We start from the raw sequence: 19546 nt of genomic DNA, 5'->3' as shown, positions 1-19546 counted from the left end.
ACTCACATTAAGAGTAAGTCGCGGTTATTTATATTAAAATGCCGTCCTACTCATTCTGTGCTAGCGGCAGCAACTGGTTTTTATTGCTCATACGTGTGGAGTAACGCTATGATTCAGGTTGAGTCAATGCTGGAAGTTGCAGACAATAGCGGTGCAAGGCGAGTTCAGTGCATTAAAGTACTGGGTGGTTCTCATCGTCGTTATGCATCAGTTGGCGACATTATTAAAGTAACGGTTAAAGAAGCCATTCCTCGTGGTCGTGTTAAAAAAGGCGACGTGATGAATGCAGTAGTTGTACGTACCAAAAAAGGCGTTCGTCGTCCAGATGGTTCTGTGTTACGTTTTGATGACAATGCTGCGGTATTGTTGAACCAAAACAAAGCGCCGATTGCAACTCGTATTTTTGGACCGGTAACTCGTGAACTACGTGGTGATCAGTTTATGAAAATTGTATCACTAGCACCAGAAGTATTGTGAGGTAATCCATGTCAAAATTACGTAAAGGCGATACAGTTATCGTGATTGCTGGGAAAGACAAAGGCAAGCAAGGTACTGTACAAGCTGTAAAAAACGATCGTATTAAAGTTGAAGGCATTAATATTGTTACTAAACACCAGAAGCCAAATCAGGCAACTGGCGTTGAAGGTGGCATTCTTAAGCAAGAAGCTTTTCTGCATATCTCAAATGTCGCAATCTTAAATGCGCAAACCCAAAAAGCAGACCGTATTACTTATCAGTTTGGCGAAGACGGCAAGAAACAACGCGTCTATCGTTCAAGCGGTGAAGTAGTGGCGACTGCGTAAGACACTAAGGGTGTAATGGTAATGGCAAGATTAAAATCTTTATATAACGATGAACTAAAGCAGCAAATCAAAGAAGAGCTTGGTTTGGCAAATGTGATGCAAGTGCCTAAAATCACTAAAATCACACTTAACATGGGTGTAGGCGGAGCGTCTCAAGACAAGAAATTGTTGGAAGGTGCTGTAGCTGATATGACCGCGATTGCTGGTCAAAAACCTGTTGTCACCAAAGCGCGTAAATCAGTTGCTGGCTTTAAGATTCGTGAAGAATGGCCAATTGGCTGTAAAGTAACGCTACGCGGTGAGCAAATGTACGAATTTTTAGATCGTCTCGTTGCCATTGCAATTCCTCGTATTCGTGATTTCCGCGGTTTTTCACCTAAAGCCTTTGACGGACGTGGTAACTACTCATTGGGTATTAAAGAACAAATCGTATTCCCAGAAGTAGATTTTGACAAGATTGATCGTATCCGTGGTATGGATGTGACAATCACCACGTCAGCTCAATCTGATGAAGAAGGTCGTGCGTTGCTTAAAGCATTCGGCTTCCCATTTAAATAAGGTAAAGACGTTATGGCAAAGAAGAGCATGATTAACCGCGAATTAAAGCGCGAAAAAATGGTTGCTAAATATGCTGAAAAGCGTATCAAGCTAAAAGAAACTATCAGTGATATGACTGCAAGTGACGAAACTCGTATGGAAGCGATGTTAGAGCTACAAGCTCTTCCACGCAACTCATCACCAGTACGTCTGCGTAATCGTTGTGCTATCACCGGTCGTCCTCACGGTTACTTCCGCAAGTTTGGCTTATCACGCAATATGCTGCGTGAGCGTGTCATGCAAGGCGATGTGCCTGGTGTTCGTAAAGCAAGCTGGTAAGGAGTAACTATATGAGTATGCAAGATACCGTTGGGGATATGCTAACCCGTATCCGTAACGCACAAATGGCTAACAAAGTATCGGTAGCAATGCCGAGCTCTAAATTACGTAAATCAATTGCTGATTTGCTAGTTAGCGAAGGTTATGTGGCGAGCGCCGTTGTTACTGAGCAAGAAAACAACAAAGCAACCCTTACTATTGAATTGAAATACTTCGAAGGCCGTGCGGTTATCGAAACTATTCAACGTTACAGCCGCCCTGGTCTTCGCCAGTTCCGCGGTAAAGACGAAATCCCTACTGTTAAGCAAGGTATGGGTGTTGCTATCGTATCTACTAGCCAAGGTATCATGAGCGATCGTGCTGCACGCGCTGCTGGTATCGGTGGTGAAATCGTCGCATTCGTAGCGTAAGCTATACGACGATGAAGTCTATTTGATGGTTGTTAGGCTTCTATTGATTGAGTAATATTAAATTATTTTGAATTGATAGATGTCTAACACAGTCAACTATGCTAAACTAACACGCTTTTTAGCCTGTTAGTTTTTTCGCTAATATAAAGAAGTTAAATTTTTTAAGGAATATTCCTATGTCTCGTGTGGCTAAAGCCCCAGTGACGCTGCCAAACGGCGTAAGCGTTACTTTGAACGATCGGCAGGTCGAAGTTAAAGGCAAGAACGGTTCTATGTCTTTACGCCTGCATGAATTGGTCGAGCTGAAACAGGAAGATGATGCTATCATTTTCTCACCTACAGTCGATTCAAAAGAAGCTATGATGCACACTGGCACCATGCGCGCTCTTGTTAACAACTATGTTACTGGCGTGAACGAAGGCTTTGAAAGACGTCTTCAGTTAATTGGTGTTGGTTATCGCGCGCAAGTTACTGGTAACAAGGTAACCTTGAACGTTGGTTATTCTCATCCAGTAGAGTATACGTTACCTGAAGGTGTATCAGCTGAAACGCCAACGCAAACTGAAATTGTTTTGAAATCAAACAATAAACAGCAGCTTGGTCAAGCAGCCGCCAACATCCGTGGTTTCCGCCCACCTGAGCCTTATAAAGGTAAAGGTATTCGTTATAGTGACGAGCATGTGATTCGCAAAGAAGCTAAGAAAAAATAAGGTGAGTTGAAATGTTTGATAAAAAAGCAGCTCGTCTGCGTCGAGCTAAGAAAACACGCGCGCATATCCGTTTCTTAGGCGTTCATCGCTTAACGGTTAACCGCACGTCAAAACATATTTATGCCCAGATTATCTCTCCAAATGGTGGTGAAGTGATTGCTCAGGCATCTACCTTAGACAGCAGCTTGCGTTCAGGCGCGACTGGTAATGCTGATTCAGCAACGTCTGTAGGCCAAATGATCGCAGAACGCGCAAAAGCAGCTGGCATTACTAAAGTTGCCTTTGACCGTAGTGGTTTCAAATATCATGGTCGAGTTAAAGCTTTAGCAGAAGCTGCTCGCGAAAACGGATTGGAGTTTTAATCATGGCTAGAAATGATAAAAATGATAAAAATGAACAGACTGACGGTCTAGTAGAACGCTTAGTTACCGTTGATCGCGTAGCGAAAGTTGTTAAAGGTGGTCGTATTTTCTCTTTCACTGCATTGACTGTAGTGGGCGATGGCAATGGTCGTGTAGGTTTTGGTCGCGGTAAAGCACGTGAAGTGCCAGCTGCTATCCAAAAAGCACTAGAAGCTGCCAAACGTAATATGATTACTGTTGAGCTAAATGATGCAACTTTGCATCATCCAATCAAAGCACGTCATGGTGCTAGTAAAGTCTACATGCAACCTGCATCTGAAGGTACTGGCGTAATCGCTGGTGGCGCAATGCGTGCTGTATTAGAAGTTGCTGGTGTCAAAGATGTTTTGACTAAATGTTATGGTTCTACCAATACTGCTAACGTTGTTCGCGCAACGTTTAACGGTTTACGTGATATGTCAACTCCAGAGAAGATGGCAGCTAAACGTGGTAAATCTGTAGACGAAATCTTGGGTTAACTTAGACTAGGTGAGTTACGATGAAAAAAATGAAAGTCACTCAATTTAAATCGGGTGCCCATCGCCTAAAGAGCCACAAAGCGAGCTTGAAAGGATTGGGTTTACGCCGTATTAATCATACTGTAGTAGTAGAAGATACTCCTTCGACTCGTGGTATGGTCAATCGCGTTAACTACATGGTAAAAGTGGAGGAAGCGTAATGGGTCTTAGATTAAATGAATTATCACCAGGTGTTGGCGCAAAGAAAACTGCCCAACGTCGTGGTCGTGGTATCGGTTCAGGTCTTGGTAAGACTGGTGGTCGTGGTGTAAAAGGTCAGAAATCTCGTTCAGGTTCTAGCATTCGCTCAGGATTTGAAGGTGGTCAGATGCCTCTATATCGTCGTCTACCAAAATTTGGTTTTACCAGTAAACTGGCTATGAAGACTGCTGAAGTACGTCTTTCTGAACTGAATAAAATTGAAGGCGATGTAGTTAGCCTTGAAACACTTAAAGCTGCTAACCTTATCCGTCACGATATGAAACGTGCTCGTGTAATGCTATCAGGCGAAGTCACTAAAGCTTATACTTTCAAAGGTATTAAAGTGACTAAAGGTGCTAAGCAAGCTATCGAAGCTGCTGGTGGTAGCATCGAGGAGTAGTAACGTGTCAAAACAATCAATGTCATCGGCTGGTATACCGCTTAATCCATTCGCATTTATACGTAAGTATGATGAGCTATGGACGCGTTTATTATTTTTAATCGGCGCATTGATTGTTTATCGTTTAGGGTCACATATTCCAGTTCCGGGTATCAACCCAGTTAACTTGGCTGATCTGTTTTCGCGCAACGAAAACACCATTCTGAGCATGTTTAATATGTTCTCAGGTGGTGCACTAGAGCGTATGTCTATCATGGCACTTGGCATTATGCCATATATCTCAGCATCGATTATCGTACAGATGATGTCTGCAGTATTGCCATCGCTTGAAGCCCTCAAAAAAGAAGGTGAAGCGGGACGACGCAAGTTAAACAAGTATACCCGTCAGGGAACACTTGCTTTAGCACTAGTACAGTCATTAGGAATGTGTGCCGGCTTAATCAGCCAAAACCTTACTTTATCTACTGGTCTTACCTTTTATATTCCAGCTGTTACTTCTTTAGTAGCAGGCGCAATGTTCTTAATGTGGCTTGGTGAGCAGATTACAGAACGCGGTGTAGGTAATGGTATTTCAATGCTCATTTTTGCGAGTATTGTGGCTGGTACGCCAGGTATGATTTCGCAGTCTATTGAACAGGTCAATCAAGGTCAGATGAACTTGATTGTGCTATTTATTTTTGTACTGCTAGGTATCGCGGTTACTGCGGGTATCGTTTATATTGAACGTGCTCAACGCCGTGTCCCTGTGAACTATGCACAAAAACAGCAACAAGGCCGCAAAATTTATGCTCAGCAGCAATCACATTTGCCGCTTAAGCTAAACATGGCAGGGGTTATTCCCGCTATTTTTGCCAGTTCTTTGTTATTGTTTCCTGCAAGTTTAGGGCAGTGGGTTGGTCAATCGACTGATCCTACCTTTGTACAGAAAATACTTCAAAATATGGCATTGGTGTTGTCTCCAGGGCAGCCGCTATATTTAGTACTGTTTGGCGCAATGATTATTTTCTTCTGTTATTTTTATACGGCATTGGTATTTAGTCCGCGTGAAGTAGCAGAGAACCTTAAACGTAGTGGTGCGTATATCCCAGGTATTCGCCCAGGACAACAAACTCAGCGTTACCTCGATCATGTATTAAACCGACTGACCTTTATTGGCGCGATGTATATGACGGTTATTTGTTTAATGCCAATGGTCGTCCAGTCATCGTTTGGTGTGCCGTTTCAACTCGGTGGTACGTCTTTACTGATTATGGTGGTTGTGGTAATGGACTTCATCTCGCAGATTCAAGCGCATTTGATGACCCATCAATATCATGATCAGACGTTAATTCAATCGCCCACTCAACCTTAAATGAGCGGTACGATATTTCAAGGAGCATGCTATGAAAGTTCAAGCATCAGTTAAAAAGATTTGTGGTAGCTGTAAAGTTGTGCGCCGTAAAGGCCGTGTACATATTATTTGTACAGCAGAACCTCGCCACAAGCAACGTCAAGGTTAATATTTAGTATTAGAAAACCTCTAGTTTTCGCTGCTAATTAAATTAATACTTGAAAAATAACGGCGGATGCGATATCATCCGCCACTTGCCGTGTTTATACAAAATCTTTTATAATAGAATCGATGAGCAGACTTATAGTCAAAACATCGATAATGATTATAAAAGCTCTAGTATTAACAGCAACAAATCTGAAGAGTAAAGCCTTATCGCTAGATAACGCTTATTTTTCTTTAATGGAGAGAAATCAATGGCTCGTATTGCCGGCGTAAACATTCCGGATAATAAGCATGCTGTTATTTCACTAACTTACATCTTTGGTGTAGGTCGTACCACTGCTCAGAAAATCTTAGAAGCAGTTGGCATCGCCCCTACTACTAAAGTCAGTCAGTTAGATGATACACAGTTAGATGCTATCCGTGCACAAGTTGCAAACTACATGACCGAAGGTGACCTTCGTCGTGAAGTTTCAATGAACATCAAGCGTTTAGTTGATCTTGGTTGTTACCGTGGCATCCGTCATCGTCGTAACCTACCAGTTAGAGGTCAGAACACCAAGAACAACGCTCGTACTCGTAAGGGTCCGACACGCCCTCTCAAAAGATAATTAACTTAGGAAGCTAAAAGATGGCAAAAGACACTCGCAGTCGCAAAAAGGTGGCTCGTCGTTCAGTATCGGAGGGCATTGCCCATATCCATGCGTCTTTTAATAACACCATTGTTACGATTACCGATCGTCAAGGTAATGCATTGGCTTGGGCCACTTCAGGTGGACAAGGCTTCCGTGGTTCACGTAAATCTACACCATTTGCAGCTCAGGTTGCAGCTGAAGTCGCTGGTAAAGCGGCCCAAGAATATGGTGTTAAGAATATCGATGTTTTGGTCAAAGGACCAGGACCGGGTCGTGAGTCTGCGGTAAGAGCACTAGGTGCATTGGGTTATAAAGTTAACAGCATCTCTGATGTAACCCCAATCCCACACAATGGTTGCCGTGCGCCGAAAAAGCGCCGCGTCTAATATTAAAGACGAAGCTTTTTATACTAAAAGCTTATAGGAGACATAACAATGGCCCGCTATATTGGACCAAAACTGAAATTATCACGTCGTGAAGGTACGGATTTAGGCCTTAAGTCTGGCGTTAAACCGTATGACGTAAAAACGAAGAAAGCTGGTCGTCCACCAGGTCAGCATGGCGTAAGCCGTAACAAGACCTCAGAATATGCTCTACAGTTGCGTGAAAAGCAAAAAGTTAAGCGTATTTATGGTGTACTAGAGCGTCAATTCGCGAACTACTATAAAGAAGCTGCTCGTAAGCGTGGCGCTACTGGTGAAAACTTGCTAGCAATGCTTGAGAGCCGTCTAGATAACGTTGTATATCGCATGGGCTTTGGCTCAACTCGCGCAGAAGCACGTCAGCTAGTCAGTCATCGTACTGTTATGGTAAAAAAAGCTGGCCGTGATGAGTTTGTTCGTGTGAACATTCCTTCAATTCAGCTTCAAGATGGTGATGTCATCGCTATCCAAGAGAAATCTCGCGAACAGCTACGTATTAAAAACGCTATCGAATTAGCGACACAACGTGGTATTCCAGAATGGCTTGATGTTGACCACAGCAAACTACAAGGCACATTTAAACATGCGCCTGATCGTATTGATCTACCTGCTGAAATCAACGAAAGCTTGATCGTTGAGCTATACTCTAAGTAATGACGTAATGCTCAATGTTATGAAAATGGCATTGAGCAATTAACGTTAATTAAACCAGTTTAATAAATCGAGGTGACATCATGATGCTAAATGCAACTGAGTTTCTAACGCCGAATGCCATTAATGTGGATACGGTTAACGAAACGATTGCGAAAGTCACGCTCGAACCGTTAGAACGCGGCTTTGGGCATACCCTAGGTAATGCTCTGCGTCGCATCTTGTTATCTTCATTACCTGGTGCTGCAGTCATTGAAGCTGAGATTGATGGTGTTGACCATGAATACTCAACGCTTGAAGGCCTGCAAGAAGACGTACTTGATTTGCTTTTGAACCTAAAAGGCTTAGCAATTACGCTTCATGACCAAAATGAAGTATTTTTGACCTTGGATAAACAAGGTCCAGGCACTATTACTGCTGCAGACATCGCGTTGCCGCACAATGTTGACATCATCAATCCAGAATTGGTCTTGGGTACATTGAGCGATCGTGGTCATCTTAAGATGCGTTTGCGTGTAGTGATGGGTCGTGGATATGAGCCAGCAAACCAGCGCCGTGAAGATGGTGATACTAAAGCAATTGGACGTTTAAAGCTTGATGCAAGTTTTAGTCCTGTGCTTCGTGTTGCTTATCAGGTTGAGAACGCTCGTGTAGAGCAGCGTACTGATCTTGATCGTCTTATCATTGAGCTTGAAACTAATGGCACTATAGATCCAGAAGAAGCAATTCGTAAAGCAGCCACTATTTTACAACAACAGATTTCTATCTTTGTTGACCTAGAAGCTGAAGAAGCGCCTGAGCCTGTGAAAGAGAAAGAAGAGGTTGATCCGGTGCTATTACGCCCTGTGGACGATCTTGAACTAACGGTTCGCTCAGCCAACTGCTTGAAAGCTGAAAACATTTACTATATCGGTGATTTGGTACAGCGTTCAGAGACTGAACTTCTAAAAACCCCAAATCTTGGTAAGAAATCATTGACAGAAATCAAGGACGTATTAGCGTCTAAAGATTTAGAGCTCGGTATGCGCCTAGATAACTGGCCACCAGCTGATTTACGTGTTGATGATCGCTTTTCTTATCGTAGCCGTTAAACTTTAAGGATTTTTGACTATGCGCCATCGTAAGAGTGGAGTCAAGCTGGGTCGTACCGGCAGTCATCGTAAGGCAATGTTTCAGAACATGACTAACTCATTATTTGAGCATGAACTGATCAAAACAACTTTACCAAAAGCTAAAGAACTACGTCGCGTTGCCGAGCCATTGATCACTATGGCTAAAGAAGACAGCGTTGCTAACCGTCGTTTAGCATTCAGCCGTATGCGTAGCAAAGCTATGGTAGGCAAATTATTTGGCACGTTAGGTCCTCGTTACCAGACGCGTCCAGGTGGTTATTTGCGTATCGTAAAATGCGGTTACCGTGATGGTGACAATGCGCCAATGGCTTATGTAGAATTGGTTGATCGCGACTAGTTTTACACCTAAGACATATTCCATAAAAAAGCTCCAATGCAATTGGAGCTTTTTTTTGTCTTAAATTTGACTAAATATATTATTAGTTGTTTAAAGCAATAGCTAGCTGCTTACAGTAATAACGAATCGACATCAGCCGCACCTTGCCTGATAACTTCAGGAACGCTGCTAGTCATATCTACGATAGTAGTAAGCTTGGTCGTCTTTATACCTGCATTGATGAGACCGTCGATTTGATTGCCTAGCAAATCTTCAATCTCAAATGGGTCATCCAAAATATCGTCTCGATTAGGCAAAATCAGTGAGCTGGTTAAGATAGGTTCATCCATCGCTTCTAATAATGCTTGAGCAATGGGGTTACTAGGTACACGAATACCAATGGTTTTTTTCTTTGCATGCGCCAGTTTTTTCGGTACGTCTTTGGTGGCAGTAAGAATAAAAGTAATTGGGGCAGGTGTGTGGGCTTTCAGCTGTTTAAATTGCACGTTATCAACTGTTGCATAATTGGCAATTTCGCTTAGGTCGCGGCACAGCAAGGTAAATTGATGCTTATCATCGAGTTCACGGATTTGCTTGAGTTTAGCTAGGGCATCCTTTGCACCCAAACGGCAACCAAAAGCATAACTGGTATCCGTTGGATAAATGATTAACTGATCTCTGCGCAATAGGTCAGCGGCTTGCTCAATGAGACGTGGCTGCGGATTATCGGGATGAATATAAAAGACTTCCATAGTGGTTCCTTATTTTATAATTATTGGTTTTTAATTGAGACAAATTTTTCATTAATTAGATGTGGTTCAATCACTGGATATATTAGAAAAACTATTCTAGAACTAAAGCAGATCGATATTTTCAAAATACCACTTCAGTTATCAGTATAGCTCAAAGTAGATATAAGTTTAGTGGCAAGGCGTTACCAACCGTAGAAAATCGTTAATAAGTAGGAACACTTAGTAATTTGAATTAAGCGTTGATTTCAGATGGAGAAATGCAAGCGCTAAGTAAAGCAATCAGTAAAGTCTTAGCGTCACGCGGCAGAGTATGAGGTTTGGCTATATAGCTTTGGACTTGCTGATAGACATCAATAGCAAAGGTGCTACTACTGGTGTCGAAGTCGGCAAACAAGTTATCTTGTGAGACTTGGAAATTTCGTCCACACGCCAAGGTGAATAGACACTCTAATGCTTGAGGTTTGATTTCTACACGCTCAAACGCTTGTTGCTGCGCCGCTGATCGTCCATCTGGTGCATACCAGTAACCAAAGTCAGATAGTTGTCTACGAGCGTCACCAGCTACGCACCAATGACTGATTTCATGCAGAGCACTGGCAAAAAATCCGTGAGCAAATTCAATTCGAGCGGGTTCATTATCTTGAGCTGGAAAATACTCGGGTTCATCATTGCTACGAGCCAATATAACTTGCTGATCAGCGAATAAAGTATTAAATAACTGTATGAGCCAGTCGGTAGCTAATCGTTCGCTATCAATTATTAATTCTGCTGAGTAAGTATTGTCAGATTGAGTACTAGACAATTTTTGCCACTGACTTCTCCATTCTTTTAAATACTCATTTTTATCATGAGAGAGCATATTGCTAGATGACTTTTCAGTATGACTCTTTAATTGAATAAGCTGTTGTAGCAACGAACTTGCTTCAGTAGAAGAAAGTAAATCAGAAAAATTCATTTTATTATCGGATAGATTCATAGAGAAGACATTGACTTAATAAATACTAAAGACAAAAAACTTTAGGTAAAAGGTAAGTAGTAAAAGAGCTTAAACAAACTTACTATCAAAAAATCTTAACATACTAGCGCTAGCAGAATATGGCACTTTCCGTTAGTATGGCAGGCAATATTATACACCGTTTTTATGAATGAGGCCGCGCATGTCAAGCACTCCAGAAACTAAACCGTCAGCACCTCACGCTGACAATAAAAAAGCGCCTGTATCTACTGGCATGCCTGAGCACATCTCTTTAGATAAGTGGGCAGACACTGGTTACGAATGGTCAGGAGAGGTCAAACCAAACTCGTTTGATCGTCTTGCTGCTACTTTGAGTACTGAACATGAGCAGTCAGACATACAGCTCAACGCTAACTTGTATCGTCGTAACAATGTCTTGCATTTAGCATTTACTTTGACAGGTGATGTTTGGCTAACTTGTCAGCGCTGTTTACAACCAATCGCTATAGACTTGTCTGATGATTATGACATTGCGCTACTCGAAAATGATAGTCAGGTTCGCCTAGTTAAAGATGAACAAGATTATTTATTACTGGATGAAATCGTCACCGAGCAATCTCCAGAGCGTTTGTTGCCATTTAAGAAATTGGTAGAAGACGAAATCTTGCTCAAAACGCCAATGGCACCAAAGCATGACGATTGTGAAATGTCTGTTGAGCAGTTTGGTGAGATACCAGAAGAAGAAGAAGGTGAAAATCCTTTTGCTGCTTTAGCCTCGCTAAAAGGCAAACTATAAGCGCCAAAATTATCTACTCGATGCATTTAAAAAGCCTTTTATCAGCTTTGTACAGAAGAGTGCGAGGCAGGGCTTTATTAATTTAATAAACATGCGTATAATGTCCGGTTTATTGCATTCGAGCAACCTGTTGCTTGCTGATAGAAACTGACTGGGTAAATTTTTTATAAAATTCAGCCTTGGTCAGTGCTTTATGTGAGTGGCAATCTATTTAACTAATGATGCTTAAGACTTAGGTTGTTATGATTATATAGCCTCTGTCAGTATCGACTTAAGCTGAATTTCAAGCTTATCCCTTTTAAGTATAGGAGCTATATCATGGCTGTTCAAAAAAGTCGTAAAAGCCGTTCTCGTCGTGACATGCGCCGTTCACATCACCGTATGGAAATTGCTGAACTAAGCGTAGATGCTACTACTGGTGAAAAACATCGTCGTCATCACATGACTAAAGATGGTTTCTACCGTGGTCGTCAACTGTTCAAAGTCAGCCAAGACGCCTAAGACATTGGCTCTATGATAGCTTAGGCGAAGATGATAATAGTACTGGTGACTATTATTGTTTTTGCCTAGTTATTATTAGTCAATAAGCTTTGAGCTAAAAAAAGCCAAGTTATTTCGCTATCATATATTATGTGGCTGGATAACTTGGCTTTTTGTTATTTATAACTAGACTTATTGCTTAATTTGCTTGTTATTTTTAGTAGATTTAAAAATGTGCTGATATAATCTGCTCCTTTAATTTGAGCAGCGTTACTCTTGCTGTTTGGTTTGCATCCGCTATGATAATAGTGTCTGTCAGTGTATAGTTTACTGACAATCCGTTTTCTTGCATAAATACTTGAAGTAGCGGCTTTGTATAACATCTAATAATATAATACACCCCATTGTTTTTAGGGATATTTCTAATCAGATAAGGAATATTGGTTATGGCTTCTGTACCCGATATGGTAAAAAAGCAACCCGCTCGTATCGCGGTTATTTTTCCTGGACAAGGATCTCAAGCAGTCGCGATGACGAGCGAGCTTGCTGAAATCTATCCAGAGATACGTGATACATTTACCGAAGCGAGTGAGGCGCTTGGTGAGGATTTGTGGGCAATCTGTCAGGACGAAGAAAAACTCAATCAAACCCAATATACTCAGCCTGCGCTTTTGACAGCTAGTATTGCTATTTGGCGTGTCCTACAACAAAAAATAGAAGAGACGCCTTGTTATTTAGCTGGTCACTCTCTGGGCGAGTACAGTGCCCTGTGTGCTGCCAATGTGATATCGCTGGGTGATGCAGTCACTTTAGTGCATAAGCGCGGTCAGTTGATGCAAGAGGCCGTTGTAGGTGTCGATACTGCTATGGCTGCAGTATTAGGACTAGAAGATAACCGAGTCGAAAACCTGTGTGAACAGGCAACCGAACATGTCGAAGATGCCGTTGTTGGGGCTGCCAATTTCAATAGTCCAGGACAAGTGGTTATCTCCGGTAACGCTGCTGGTGTTAATGCTGTTATTGATAAAGTCAAAAACACGGGCAAAAAATCTGTTCCTCTAAAAGTGAGTGTGCCGTCTCATTGCGCCCTTATGGAACCTGCCAGCAATGCATTGGCTGAGATACTAGCAGGTATCAAGTTTGATCAGGCAACCATTCCTGTTATACAAAATCGCTACGCACGTGTTGAAACCAGTGCGGTCGGTATCAAGCAAGCATTGACTGAACAGCTGAGTGAGCCAGTATTGTGGTCAAAAACCATGCAAGAGCTGGCTGATAAGCAAATTAATATATTAATCGAATGCGGCAGTGGTAATGTACTGAGCAATTTGGCGAAGCGTCAGGCGCAGCCAATCGCAAGCTATCCTACTGACAAGCCTGCCCGTCTAGAAAAATTATTGGAGGTGTTATCATGAGCCGTACGATTACATTAGTAACTGGCGCTAGCCGAGGTATTGGCAAGGCAGTGGCCAAGCGTTTTGCTAAAGAAGGACATTTTGTCATTGGAACCGCGACCACTGAAAAGGGCGCTGAGCTTATCGATGACTATCTTCATGATACTGGTGGTATTGGTCGTGTTTTAGACGTACGTGATACTGCTCAAATTGATAAACTGTTTGAAGAGATTGAAAGCGTCTATGGTGCGGTGCAAGTATTGGTTAACAATGCAGGTATCACTCAAGATGGTTTATTGATGCGCATGAAAGATGAAGATTGGGAAAACGTTATCGATACCAATTTGACATCGGTCTATCGCATGAGTAAACGTGCTGTACGCGGTATGATGAAAGCACGCCGTGGCCGTATTATCAACATTACCTCTGTCGTCGCTCAAATGGGCAATGCAGGCCAATCTAACTATGCGGCGACTAAAGCTGGCGTAGAAGGGTTTAGCCGTACGCTTGCACGTGAGATTGGTTCACGCCAAGTGACCATCAACTGCGTGGCACCAGGCTTGATCGAAACAGATATGACAGATGAGCTTGATGAGCGCCTATTGAACTCTATGTTAGATGCTGTACCTATCAGTCGTCTTGGTCAGCCAGAAGACATCGCTGCAGCGGTACATTTCTTAGCTAGCGATGAGGCCAGCTATATCACAGGTGCTGTCATTCCTGTCAATGGTGGCATGTATATGTAGTCAATATACGAGCGTTACATAGTTATAATAAAAAACTGTGTGAACGAGTGTAAACTATAATAAAGGGTGCTATAATGACGGATACTTTTGAGTCAAAGCCCTGTATGATAGCAGGGCTTTATTAGACATCAGACAGACTGTATAACATGTCATAGAGTACTCAGACAGCATTGCTGGTCTGGCAAACGCATTTTATATACCATGCTATAGCGTTAAATAAGGCGATATAGCAGTTTATTAAAAATAATAGATGATAACGGAGTGATCTACATGAGTAATGATATCGAGCTAAGAGTAAAAGCAGCAGTAGCTGAGCAACTAGGTATGAATGTTGAAGACATCAACAACGATGCTTCATTCATGGAAGACCTAGGTGCAGATTCTTTAGACCTAGTTGAATTGGTTATGTCATTTGAAAGTGATTTTGGTATCACTATTCCTGATGAAGATTCTGCAGAATTGACTACTGTTCAAAAAGCAATCGATTACGTACAAGCCCAACTATAATTTGCTACTTATTTAGCAGATTTATAATGCCGCTTATCTGATTAGATAGGCGGTTTTTTTATGGGTGTATGACTAATATTTTGAAGTACAGCAATCGAATTTAACATTGACTACGTCAATTCAACATTATTCAACATACTATTACTATCTACATCGACTCACTTTATTTATACTAATAATAGTAAGTCGTAAAAAAAGAAGCCAGTTAAACATTTAAAATATTGTTTGATTGTGTGTTTCATTAAAAGAATGACAAATAATAATATTTCAAGGAGTAGATATATGGGTATGTTTAGCTTTGCAAAAGATATCGGTGATAAGATTTTTAACCGTGATGACGAAAAGCATGATGCTAAGACAGAAACGAAAGCAGATGCTAATACACCAGTACAAAGCAGTGAGCCGAGTGCACAATCAGTTGCCAATATTTTGTTGCGCCGTATTCAACAGCAAAACCTCAATATCAGTAACCTGAAAATTAAATATAATGGTTCTACAGATACTGCAGAAATCAGTGGTAATGCTAAAACTCAGGCTGATCGTGAAAAAGCAATTATCGCTATCGGTAACGTGCAAAACGTTGCAAAAGTTATTGATAACATCGATATTGAAGAAGATGCACCTGAATCTACAATGTATACGGTAAAGTCTGGTGACAGCTTATCTAAGATTGCTAAAGAAGTTTATGGTTCATCTGGCGATTATATGAAGATATTTGAAGCGAACAAGCCAATGTTATCTGATCCAGATAAAATCTATCCAGGTCAAGTACTACGCATTCCTAAGCCATAACGTTAAAAGAAGCATATAGAAAGATAGTATTTTGAATATGATATTCTAATAAAAAAGCCTCTTATTATTAAGAGGCTTTTTTTATGTTGTATACTTCAAATAACCATTTTATCTCAGGGAGATTTGATAATCATAAAATAATTGGTTAATTGGTTAATTGGTTAATTGGTTAATTGGTTAATTGGTTAATTGGTTAAGTCTAGCTTATTATGCTGCTCATCTAGAGCCCATTCGATATGCTCATCTAGCATGTCATTATGTAAGGTCAATTTAGATTTTAACTGTTCGACCACTTCTAAGCTGGCATTAGCATTGCCAAGCCCGATAGCGATATTACGTAAAAAATTCACATAGCCGGTGCGTCTAAGCGGGCTACCTTGAGTATTCTTCATAAAGTCGGCTTCTTGCCATTGCCATAGTTCAAGCAAGCTACTATTATCTAATCCATGCCTTGGTGCGAAGTCGTCGACGGTAGTTAGGTTGGCATAACGATTCCATGGACAGATTAACTGACAATCATCACAGCCAAAGACCCGATTGCCAATTGCGCGTCGATATTTGGTATCGATGACGCCATCATGCTCGATAGTCAAATAAGAGATACAAGCAGAGGCGTTGAGCTCATGGGGCGCGACAATTGCTTGAGTAGGACATATATCAATACAAGCGCTACAACTACCGCAATGCTCCTTGACTGGTTTGTCGTCGGGCAGTTCAAGGCTCAAAAATAGCTCACCGAGCACAAAAAATGAGCCAGCTTGCTTATTTATAAGTAGTGTATGTTTACCCGTCCAACCGAGACCTGCTGCATCTGCAATAGGCCGCTCAAAGATAGGCGCCGAATCGCTAAAAGGTCTAAACACAAATTCTTTTTCTGAACCGATATCTAAATGTTGCCATTCAGGAAGCATTGTTTCTATTTTTAAAGCCAATTGCTTTAAACGGCTACGCATTGTCTTATGGTAGTCGCGCCCTCTTGCATAACGCGCAATGATGCCTTTATTGGGATGATCATTATCAGTGACAGCACGCGGTGTGGGTGCTTGAGTTAGATAGTCCATGCGTACGCTAATGATGGTCTTTGCGCCCTCGACTAACTGATCAGGATGAGCGCGCAGATCATGGTTATTGTGCATAAACTGCAGTTGACCCTCATAACCTTTATCAAGCCACTTCTGTAGTTGTTCAATCTGCTTAGTAAATAAAGGATGATGCACAGATAGAAAACCACAATCAGCAAATCCTAGTGCCTGTGCTTGTGCTGTAATCCATTGCTTAACATCAGCTGTGGTTGCAAATACAGTTGGATTGGTAATGGTGATTTTGTTTTTATCAGTAGGCATAGATAGTAGGTGCTTATTAGATGTTTTCTCGTTTGTTTTAATCAGATTATTCATATCTGACAATCAGAGATAATGTAAATACGGCTATGATAAGCCAGTGAGCAATGAGTGCAAGTATAAAAGAAAATAAACTCACATTCATATTGATACATAAGTCGAGGTAAGCTTTTGCTAAGCTGATATGACAAATGAGCAATCAAATTTAGATAAAATAAAAAATGAGTAGAAATATCAAGGATAAGTTATGAGAAATAATACCAATTTATCACCTATAAGAAATACAAAACCTATTGCGCTATATAATAGTGAGCAGGTTTATGCGATGGAACAGGTTTGGTTTGCAGAAGGATATGACAGTTTTGGTTTGATGAAACAAGCTGCTTGGCAAATGACACAGCAAATAGAGCAGATTTATGAGCAAAGAAACGTCAGTATTAGCTATTCTGTCAACACTAACGTTTATCACCGTAGTGCTCATCTACGTCGAGCAAGTATCTGGGTAGGGAAAGGTAACAATGGTGGTGATGGCTGGCTCATCGCTCATTATTTACAGCAAGCTGGCTGGCAAGTAGAAGTAATAACGGTTGGCTTTAGCGAAAATGATTTTGTTATCGATAATCAATCATTAACTTCTAAAAATTCTAACAATGAAGACAGCGATAGTAGCAATATTACTGACGCGATAAAGGCATTGCAGATAGCCCTAGCGAGCAGTTGTCACTATCAACGATTTGAAGACATTGTTAATCACGATGATGCGGATAAAAGAAACTTGCCAGCTGATATCTATATCGATGCATTATTTGGTATTGGCTTAGATCGTGCGCCAGAAGGCATTTATGAATTAGCTATTAATGCCTTTAATAGTCTTACTCAGCAAAGTTACGCCCTAGCAATAGCAGTTGATGTTCCGAGTGGGTTAGTAGCTTCTACTGGTGAGGTATTCGAGCGCATAGCAATACAAGCTGACGTGACTCTATGTTTGATTGCGCGTAAGTTTGGTCTACATACTAAAGATGGTACAGACTATAGCGGAGACATAGTCGATATACCGTTGATACCTTATCAAAAGGCGGGTCAGCAAACAGCCAGCAATGACACGATACCTGAAAAAAATGCCAGTCAAGCATTTGGGCCAGTTGCTACGCTGCTGACGGCTGCACATAGTATGAGTCCGCGTCGCCAAAACAGCTACAAAGGTAGCTATGGTCATGTGCTAGTCATTGGGGGAAATCGCGTCGATGGCTCTCAGGGTATGGGCGGCGCTGCCATACTGTCTGCGGCCAGTACGATGGCGACAGGCGCTGGTAAAATAACAGTTGCCTGCCATGAGGCTTTTCATGGGTCATTATTGACCTCATTGCCAGATGCGATGACCATTAATCTACATGACGCAAGCGGTGTAAAAGATTTAATCAAGCAGGCTAGTGTCGTTGCCATTGGGATGGGACTTAGCCGTGATAAGAAAGCCAACGCATTATTTATTGATTATGTACAGGCTGCTATAGAGAATGAAAAATCAATTGTGATCGATGCAGATGGACTTTATCACTTGGCAGCGCTGTATACGGATAATCATGAGCTAATAACAGAGCTACGAGAATATAGTACTAATCATAGGGTTTGCTTGACGCCGCATAGTGGGGAAGCAGCTAGACTACTTGATCAAAAGATAAGTAAGATTGAGTCCAATAGACTACAAGCTATAAAACAGTGTGCTGCAACATATGGTGGTAACTGGGTATTAAAAGGGGCAGGATCGTTAGTGTTAGAACAAAAAGAGGGAAAAGAAAACGTATACGTCTGTAATGTAGGGAATGCTGGCATGGCAACCGCTGGCATGGGTGATGTGCTATCTGGGGTGACCGCGGGACTATTGGCACAGCAAGATTTATCAGCAGAGGCACGTAGCTTACATCAAGCGGTTCTTATACATGGGTTTGCAGGAGATATATTAGTAAATCAAGCGAATAGCGACATCAATATATTGCTAGTAGGGCAACGAGGGCTACAAGCTCAAGATATGCCAGCAGCCATTCGTCACGTCATGCAGCTTATGATAGTTTGATATTTGCTTTCAAGAGGTCTAACTAGGTAGAAGGGTTGGAGCAATACTGAGTAATTGCTTGCTGTACGCGCTCGCGCTTAAGCTCAATCTCACGGCCATCTAGGTATTGACGTTTGCCGTTCGCATCCATCTCATAGATACGGCCACCTACATTTAGGTTGGTCAAGTTATTACGTAATGATTGGCAGCGCTGAGCATTAGCCTGAGCTTCTTGTTCTTTAATACGTGCTTCAAGTGCTGCTACTCGTTGTTCTTCTGCAGTTTGAGCATTGCTGCTCTGGTTAGGATCTGTTTTCCCTGCCATTTGTCCTGCATTGTTCTGTCTACCGTCACTACGAAACTCAATCAGTTCGATATTTTTGCCGACTTGCGGCGCATGTTGGCTATATTTTACTTCGCCGTGTGCCCCAATAGATTTATAAACTTGAATAGCCTGACTGGCATTCATGGACAGCATTAGCATACACGCGGTACTCATCAACAGTCTGGCAGCGGTATTTATCTTAGACGCATATGCCATAGTAGCAATCCTCTTATTTAATAAAAATCAAATGTATATGGGTGTAAATATAACACTTGAACGTTTTATTGGTAGTAATAATGTATCGACTATCGATTCTAGCAAATAATACTTATCAATGTATATTATTTAATAACTAATAGTTTGGGATAGGCTTTAGAAGTTTTTCTTGACAATAACTCGTAAACCATCGAATATAATAGCAGTTGATTGGTCAGTGAGCGG

The 19546-nt window shown here is 41.5% G+C and carries 28 protein-coding genes; 24 read left to right on the top strand and 4 right to left on the bottom strand.

Features of this window, described 5'->3' with window-relative positions; translation table 11 throughout:
• Positions 1 to 108 precede the first annotated feature (108 nt).
• The 17 genes from rplN (at position 109) to rplQ (ending at position 8989) form a co-directional block, all read left to right on the top strand.
• Positions 109 to 477 (top strand): 50S ribosomal protein L14, encoded by a 369-nt coding sequence (gene rplN, locus ACQKC9_RS12065; RefSeq protein WP_010196702.1) that lies wholly within the window; start codon positions 109 to 111, stop codon positions 475 to 477.
• Positions 478 to 485: 8 nt separating this feature from the next.
• Complete coding sequence (gene rplX, locus ACQKC9_RS12060) at positions 486 to 803, top strand: 50S ribosomal protein L24 (RefSeq protein ID WP_101204866.1); 318 nt, start codon at positions 486 to 488, stop codon at positions 801 to 803.
• Positions 804 to 824: 21 nt separating this feature from the next.
• On the top strand, positions 825 to 1361 hold the full coding sequence (gene rplE, locus ACQKC9_RS12055; RefSeq protein WP_101204865.1) for a 50S ribosomal protein L5: 537 nt from the start codon (positions 825 to 827) through the stop codon (positions 1359 to 1361).
• Between the two features lie 12 nt (positions 1362 to 1373).
• Complete coding sequence (rpsN, locus tag ACQKC9_RS12050) at positions 1374 to 1679, top strand: 30S ribosomal protein S14 (protein ID WP_010196705.1); 306 nt, start codon at positions 1374 to 1376, stop codon at positions 1677 to 1679.
• Between the two features lie 11 nt (positions 1680 to 1690).
• Complete coding sequence (gene rpsH, locus ACQKC9_RS12045; RefSeq protein WP_057758708.1) at positions 1691 to 2089, top strand: 30S ribosomal protein S8; 399 nt, start codon at positions 1691 to 1693, stop codon at positions 2087 to 2089.
• 176 nt (positions 2090 to 2265) lie between these two features.
• On the top strand, positions 2266 to 2799 hold the full coding sequence (gene rplF / locus ACQKC9_RS12040; RefSeq protein WP_057758710.1) for a 50S ribosomal protein L6: 534 nt from the start codon (positions 2266 to 2268) through the stop codon (positions 2797 to 2799).
• Between the two features lie 11 nt (positions 2800 to 2810).
• Positions 2811 to 3161 carry a 50S ribosomal protein L18 gene (gene rplR, locus ACQKC9_RS12035; RefSeq protein WP_057758713.1) on the top strand — a complete coding sequence of 117 codons (351 nt, stop codon included), beginning with the start codon at positions 2811 to 2813 and terminating at the stop codon, positions 3159 to 3161.
• 2 nt (positions 3162 to 3163) lie between these two features.
• Positions 3164 to 3679, top strand: a complete 516-nt coding sequence (gene rpsE / locus ACQKC9_RS12030; protein ID WP_057758716.1) for a 30S ribosomal protein S5 — start codon at positions 3164 to 3166, stop codon at positions 3677 to 3679.
• Positions 3680 to 3699: 20 nt separating this feature from the next.
• Complete coding sequence (rpmD, locus tag ACQKC9_RS12025; protein WP_057758718.1) at positions 3700 to 3879, top strand: 50S ribosomal protein L30; 180 nt, start codon at positions 3700 to 3702, stop codon at positions 3877 to 3879.
• Positions 3879 to 4319 (top strand): 50S ribosomal protein L15, encoded by a 441-nt coding sequence (gene rplO, locus ACQKC9_RS12020; RefSeq protein ID WP_057758719.1) that lies wholly within the window; start codon positions 3879 to 3881, stop codon positions 4317 to 4319. The genes rpmD and rplO overlap by 1 nt, the downstream gene beginning before the upstream one ends.
• A 19-nt stretch (positions 4320 to 4338) precedes the next feature.
• A complete protein-coding gene (secY, locus tag ACQKC9_RS12015) occupies positions 4339 to 5670 on the top strand; it encodes a preprotein translocase subunit SecY (RefSeq protein WP_166739245.1) in 1332 nt (443 codons plus the stop codon).
• A gap of 31 nt (positions 5671 to 5701) precedes the next feature.
• Positions 5702 to 5818 carry a 50S ribosomal protein L36 gene (gene rpmJ / locus ACQKC9_RS12010; protein ID WP_010196721.1) on the top strand — a complete coding sequence of 39 codons (117 nt, stop codon included), beginning with the start codon at positions 5702 to 5704 and terminating at the stop codon, positions 5816 to 5818.
• A gap of 247 nt (positions 5819 to 6065) precedes the next feature.
• On the top strand, positions 6066 to 6422 hold the full coding sequence (gene rpsM / locus ACQKC9_RS12005; RefSeq protein ID WP_021813384.1) for a 30S ribosomal protein S13: 357 nt from the start codon (positions 6066 to 6068) through the stop codon (positions 6420 to 6422).
• Positions 6423 to 6442: 20 nt separating this feature from the next.
• Positions 6443 to 6832 (top strand): 30S ribosomal protein S11, encoded by a 390-nt coding sequence (rpsK, locus tag ACQKC9_RS12000; RefSeq protein ID WP_010196728.1) that lies wholly within the window; start codon positions 6443 to 6445, stop codon positions 6830 to 6832.
• 48 nt (positions 6833 to 6880) lie between these two features.
• Entirely contained in the window at positions 6881 to 7522 is a 642-nt protein-coding gene (gene rpsD / locus ACQKC9_RS11995) for a 30S ribosomal protein S4 (RefSeq protein WP_057758723.1), read from the top strand.
• Between the two features lie 80 nt (positions 7523 to 7602).
• Positions 7603 to 8610: a DNA-directed RNA polymerase subunit alpha gene (locus ACQKC9_RS11990; RefSeq protein WP_021813386.1), complete on the top strand. Its 1008-nt coding sequence runs from the start codon at positions 7603 to 7605 to the stop codon at positions 8608 to 8610.
• A gap of 19 nt (positions 8611 to 8629) precedes the next feature.
• The gene (rplQ, locus tag ACQKC9_RS11985) at positions 8630 to 8989 is read left to right on the top strand and encodes a 50S ribosomal protein L17 (RefSeq protein ID WP_021813387.1); all 360 of its coding nucleotides are present in this window, start codon (positions 8630 to 8632) and stop codon (positions 8987 to 8989) included.
• Positions 8990 to 9099: 110 nt separating this feature from the next.
• Here rplQ and ACQKC9_RS11980 read toward each other — a convergent pair whose 3' ends face one another.
• Both ACQKC9_RS11980 and ACQKC9_RS11975 read right to left on the bottom strand, forming a co-directional pair.
• Positions 9100 to 9720, bottom strand: a complete 621-nt coding sequence (locus tag ACQKC9_RS11980) for an L-threonylcarbamoyladenylate synthase (protein ID WP_160023599.1) — start codon at positions 9718 to 9720, stop codon at positions 9100 to 9102.
• A gap of 232 nt (positions 9721 to 9952) precedes the next feature.
• Complete coding sequence (locus ACQKC9_RS11975) at positions 9953 to 10696, bottom strand: elongation factor P hydroxylase (protein ID WP_427621981.1); 744 nt, start codon at positions 10694 to 10696, stop codon at positions 9953 to 9955.
• Between the two features lie 181 nt (positions 10697 to 10877).
• On the opposite strand from ACQKC9_RS11975, the gene ACQKC9_RS11970 reads away from it, so the two are divergent.
• The 6 genes from ACQKC9_RS11970 to lysM all read left to right on the top strand — a co-directional run bounded on the left by ACQKC9_RS11970 (position 10878) and on the right by lysM (position 15390).
• Complete coding sequence (locus ACQKC9_RS11970; RefSeq protein WP_427621980.1) at positions 10878 to 11471, top strand: YceD family protein; 594 nt, start codon at positions 10878 to 10880, stop codon at positions 11469 to 11471.
• 318 nt (positions 11472 to 11789) lie between these two features.
• Positions 11790 to 11972 carry a 50S ribosomal protein L32 gene (gene rpmF, locus ACQKC9_RS11965; protein ID WP_057758809.1) on the top strand — a complete coding sequence of 61 codons (183 nt, stop codon included), beginning with the start codon at positions 11790 to 11792 and terminating at the stop codon, positions 11970 to 11972.
• A gap of 425 nt (positions 11973 to 12397) precedes the next feature.
• Complete coding sequence (gene fabD / locus ACQKC9_RS11960; RefSeq protein WP_394125157.1) at positions 12398 to 13366, top strand: ACP S-malonyltransferase; 969 nt, start codon at positions 12398 to 12400, stop codon at positions 13364 to 13366.
• Positions 13363 to 14091 carry a 3-oxoacyl-ACP reductase FabG gene (gene fabG / locus ACQKC9_RS11955; RefSeq protein ID WP_057758813.1) on the top strand — a complete coding sequence of 243 codons (729 nt, stop codon included), beginning with the start codon at positions 13363 to 13365 and terminating at the stop codon, positions 14089 to 14091. The genes fabD and fabG overlap by 4 nt, the downstream gene beginning before the upstream one ends.
• Before the next feature lie 270 nt (positions 14092 to 14361).
• Positions 14362 to 14598, top strand: coding sequence for an acyl carrier protein (gene acpP / locus ACQKC9_RS11950; protein ID WP_057758815.1), 237 nt, complete (start codon positions 14362 to 14364; stop codon positions 14596 to 14598).
• A gap of 282 nt (positions 14599 to 14880) precedes the next feature.
• Positions 14881 to 15390, top strand: a complete 510-nt coding sequence (lysM, locus tag ACQKC9_RS11945; protein WP_057758817.1) for a peptidoglycan-binding protein LysM — start codon at positions 14881 to 14883, stop codon at positions 15388 to 15390.
• Between the two features lie 185 nt (positions 15391 to 15575).
• On the opposite strand, the gene queG is transcribed toward lysM, so the two are convergent.
• Positions 15576 to 16733 carry a tRNA epoxyqueuosine(34) reductase QueG gene (gene queG / locus ACQKC9_RS11940; protein ID WP_427621979.1) on the bottom strand — a complete coding sequence of 386 codons (1158 nt, stop codon included), beginning with the start codon at positions 16731 to 16733 and terminating at the stop codon, positions 15576 to 15578.
• A 244-nt stretch (positions 16734 to 16977) separates the two neighbouring features.
• Between queG and ACQKC9_RS11935 the strand changes: the two genes are divergently transcribed.
• The gene (locus ACQKC9_RS11935) at positions 16978 to 18801 is read left to right on the top strand and encodes an NAD(P)H-hydrate dehydratase (protein WP_427621978.1); all 1824 of its coding nucleotides are present in this window, start codon (positions 16978 to 16980) and stop codon (positions 18799 to 18801) included.
• 22 nt (positions 18802 to 18823) lie between these two features.
• Here ACQKC9_RS11935 and ACQKC9_RS11930 read toward each other — a convergent pair whose 3' ends face one another.
• Positions 18824 to 19321 carry a DUF4124 domain-containing protein gene (locus ACQKC9_RS11930; RefSeq protein WP_427621977.1) on the bottom strand — a complete coding sequence of 166 codons (498 nt, stop codon included), beginning with the start codon at positions 19319 to 19321 and terminating at the stop codon, positions 18824 to 18826.
• Positions 19322 to 19546: the final 225 nt, after the last annotated feature.

Origin of the sequence: Psychrobacter sp. NPDC078409, assembly GCF_050268505.1 — a bacterium.
In the GTDB taxonomy this organism is placed as follows: domain Bacteria; phylum Pseudomonadota; class Gammaproteobacteria; order Pseudomonadales; family Moraxellaceae; genus Psychrobacter.
This window is presented reverse-complemented; position numbering and strand designations above follow the sequence as displayed.

Bases quoted from the DNA above. Each gene is read 5' to 3' on its own strand.
- queG (WP_427621979.1), bottom strand. From the start codon at position 16,733: ATGCCTACTGATAAAAACAAAATCACCATTACCAATCCAACTGTATTT.
- rpsM (WP_021813384.1), top strand. From the start codon at position 6,066: ATGGCTCGTATTGCCGGCGTAAACATTCCGGATAATAAGCATGCTGTT.
- ACQKC9_RS11975 (WP_427621981.1), bottom strand. From the start codon at position 10,696: ATGAATCTATCCGATAATAAAATGAATTTTTCTGATTTACTTTCTTCT.
- rpsH (WP_057758708.1), top strand. From the start codon at position 1,691: ATGAGTATGCAAGATACCGTTGGGGATATGCTAACCCGTATCCGTAAC.
- rpsN (WP_010196705.1), top strand. From the start codon at position 1,374: ATGGCAAAGAAGAGCATGATTAACCGCGAATTAAAGCGCGAAAAAATG.
- rpsE (WP_057758716.1), top strand. From the start codon at position 3,164: ATGGCTAGAAATGATAAAAATGATAAAAATGAACAGACTGACGGTCTA.
- rpmD (WP_057758718.1), top strand. From the start codon at position 3,700: ATGAAAAAAATGAAAGTCACTCAATTTAAATCGGGTGCCCATCGCCTA.
- rplR (WP_057758713.1), top strand. From the start codon at position 2,811: ATGTTTGATAAAAAAGCAGCTCGTCTGCGTCGAGCTAAGAAAACACGC.
- rplF (WP_057758710.1), top strand. From the start codon at position 2,266: ATGTCTCGTGTGGCTAAAGCCCCAGTGACGCTGCCAAACGGCGTAAGC.
- fabG (WP_057758813.1), top strand. From the start codon at position 13,363: ATGAGCCGTACGATTACATTAGTAACTGGCGCTAGCCGAGGTATTGGC.
- rplX (WP_101204866.1), top strand. From the start codon at position 486: ATGTCAAAATTACGTAAAGGCGATACAGTTATCGTGATTGCTGGGAAA.
- rpmJ (WP_010196721.1), top strand. From the start codon at position 5,702: ATGAAAGTTCAAGCATCAGTTAAAAAGATTTGTGGTAGCTGTAAAGTT.
- fabD (WP_394125157.1), top strand. From the start codon at position 12,398: ATGGCTTCTGTACCCGATATGGTAAAAAAGCAACCCGCTCGTATCGCG.
- rplQ (WP_021813387.1), top strand. From the start codon at position 8,630: ATGCGCCATCGTAAGAGTGGAGTCAAGCTGGGTCGTACCGGCAGTCAT.
- rpmF (WP_057758809.1), top strand. From the start codon at position 11,790: ATGGCTGTTCAAAAAAGTCGTAAAAGCCGTTCTCGTCGTGACATGCGC.
- ACQKC9_RS11970 (WP_427621980.1), top strand. From the start codon at position 10,878: ATGTCAAGCACTCCAGAAACTAAACCGTCAGCACCTCACGCTGACAAT.
- ACQKC9_RS11930 (WP_427621977.1), bottom strand. From the start codon at position 19,321: ATGGCATATGCGTCTAAGATAAATACCGCTGCCAGACTGTTGATGAGT.
- secY (WP_166739245.1), top strand. From the start codon at position 4,339: ATGTCATCGGCTGGTATACCGCTTAATCCATTCGCATTTATACGTAAG.
- ACQKC9_RS11980 (WP_160023599.1), bottom strand. From the start codon at position 9,720: ATGGAAGTCTTTTATATTCATCCCGATAATCCGCAGCCACGTCTCATT.
- rplE (WP_101204865.1), top strand. From the start codon at position 825: ATGGCAAGATTAAAATCTTTATATAACGATGAACTAAAGCAGCAAATC.
- rpsK (WP_010196728.1), top strand. From the start codon at position 6,443: ATGGCAAAAGACACTCGCAGTCGCAAAAAGGTGGCTCGTCGTTCAGTA.
- rpsD (WP_057758723.1), top strand. From the start codon at position 6,881: ATGGCCCGCTATATTGGACCAAAACTGAAATTATCACGTCGTGAAGGT.
- rplN (WP_010196702.1), top strand. From the start codon at position 109: ATGATTCAGGTTGAGTCAATGCTGGAAGTTGCAGACAATAGCGGTGCA.
- acpP (WP_057758815.1), top strand. From the start codon at position 14,362: ATGAGTAATGATATCGAGCTAAGAGTAAAAGCAGCAGTAGCTGAGCAA.
- ACQKC9_RS11935 (WP_427621978.1), top strand. From the start codon at position 16,978: ATGAGAAATAATACCAATTTATCACCTATAAGAAATACAAAACCTATT.
- ACQKC9_RS11990 (WP_021813386.1), top strand. From the start codon at position 7,603: ATGATGCTAAATGCAACTGAGTTTCTAACGCCGAATGCCATTAATGTG.
- rplO (WP_057758719.1), top strand. From the start codon at position 3,879: ATGGGTCTTAGATTAAATGAATTATCACCAGGTGTTGGCGCAAAGAAA.
- lysM (WP_057758817.1), top strand. From the start codon at position 14,881: ATGGGTATGTTTAGCTTTGCAAAAGATATCGGTGATAAGATTTTTAAC.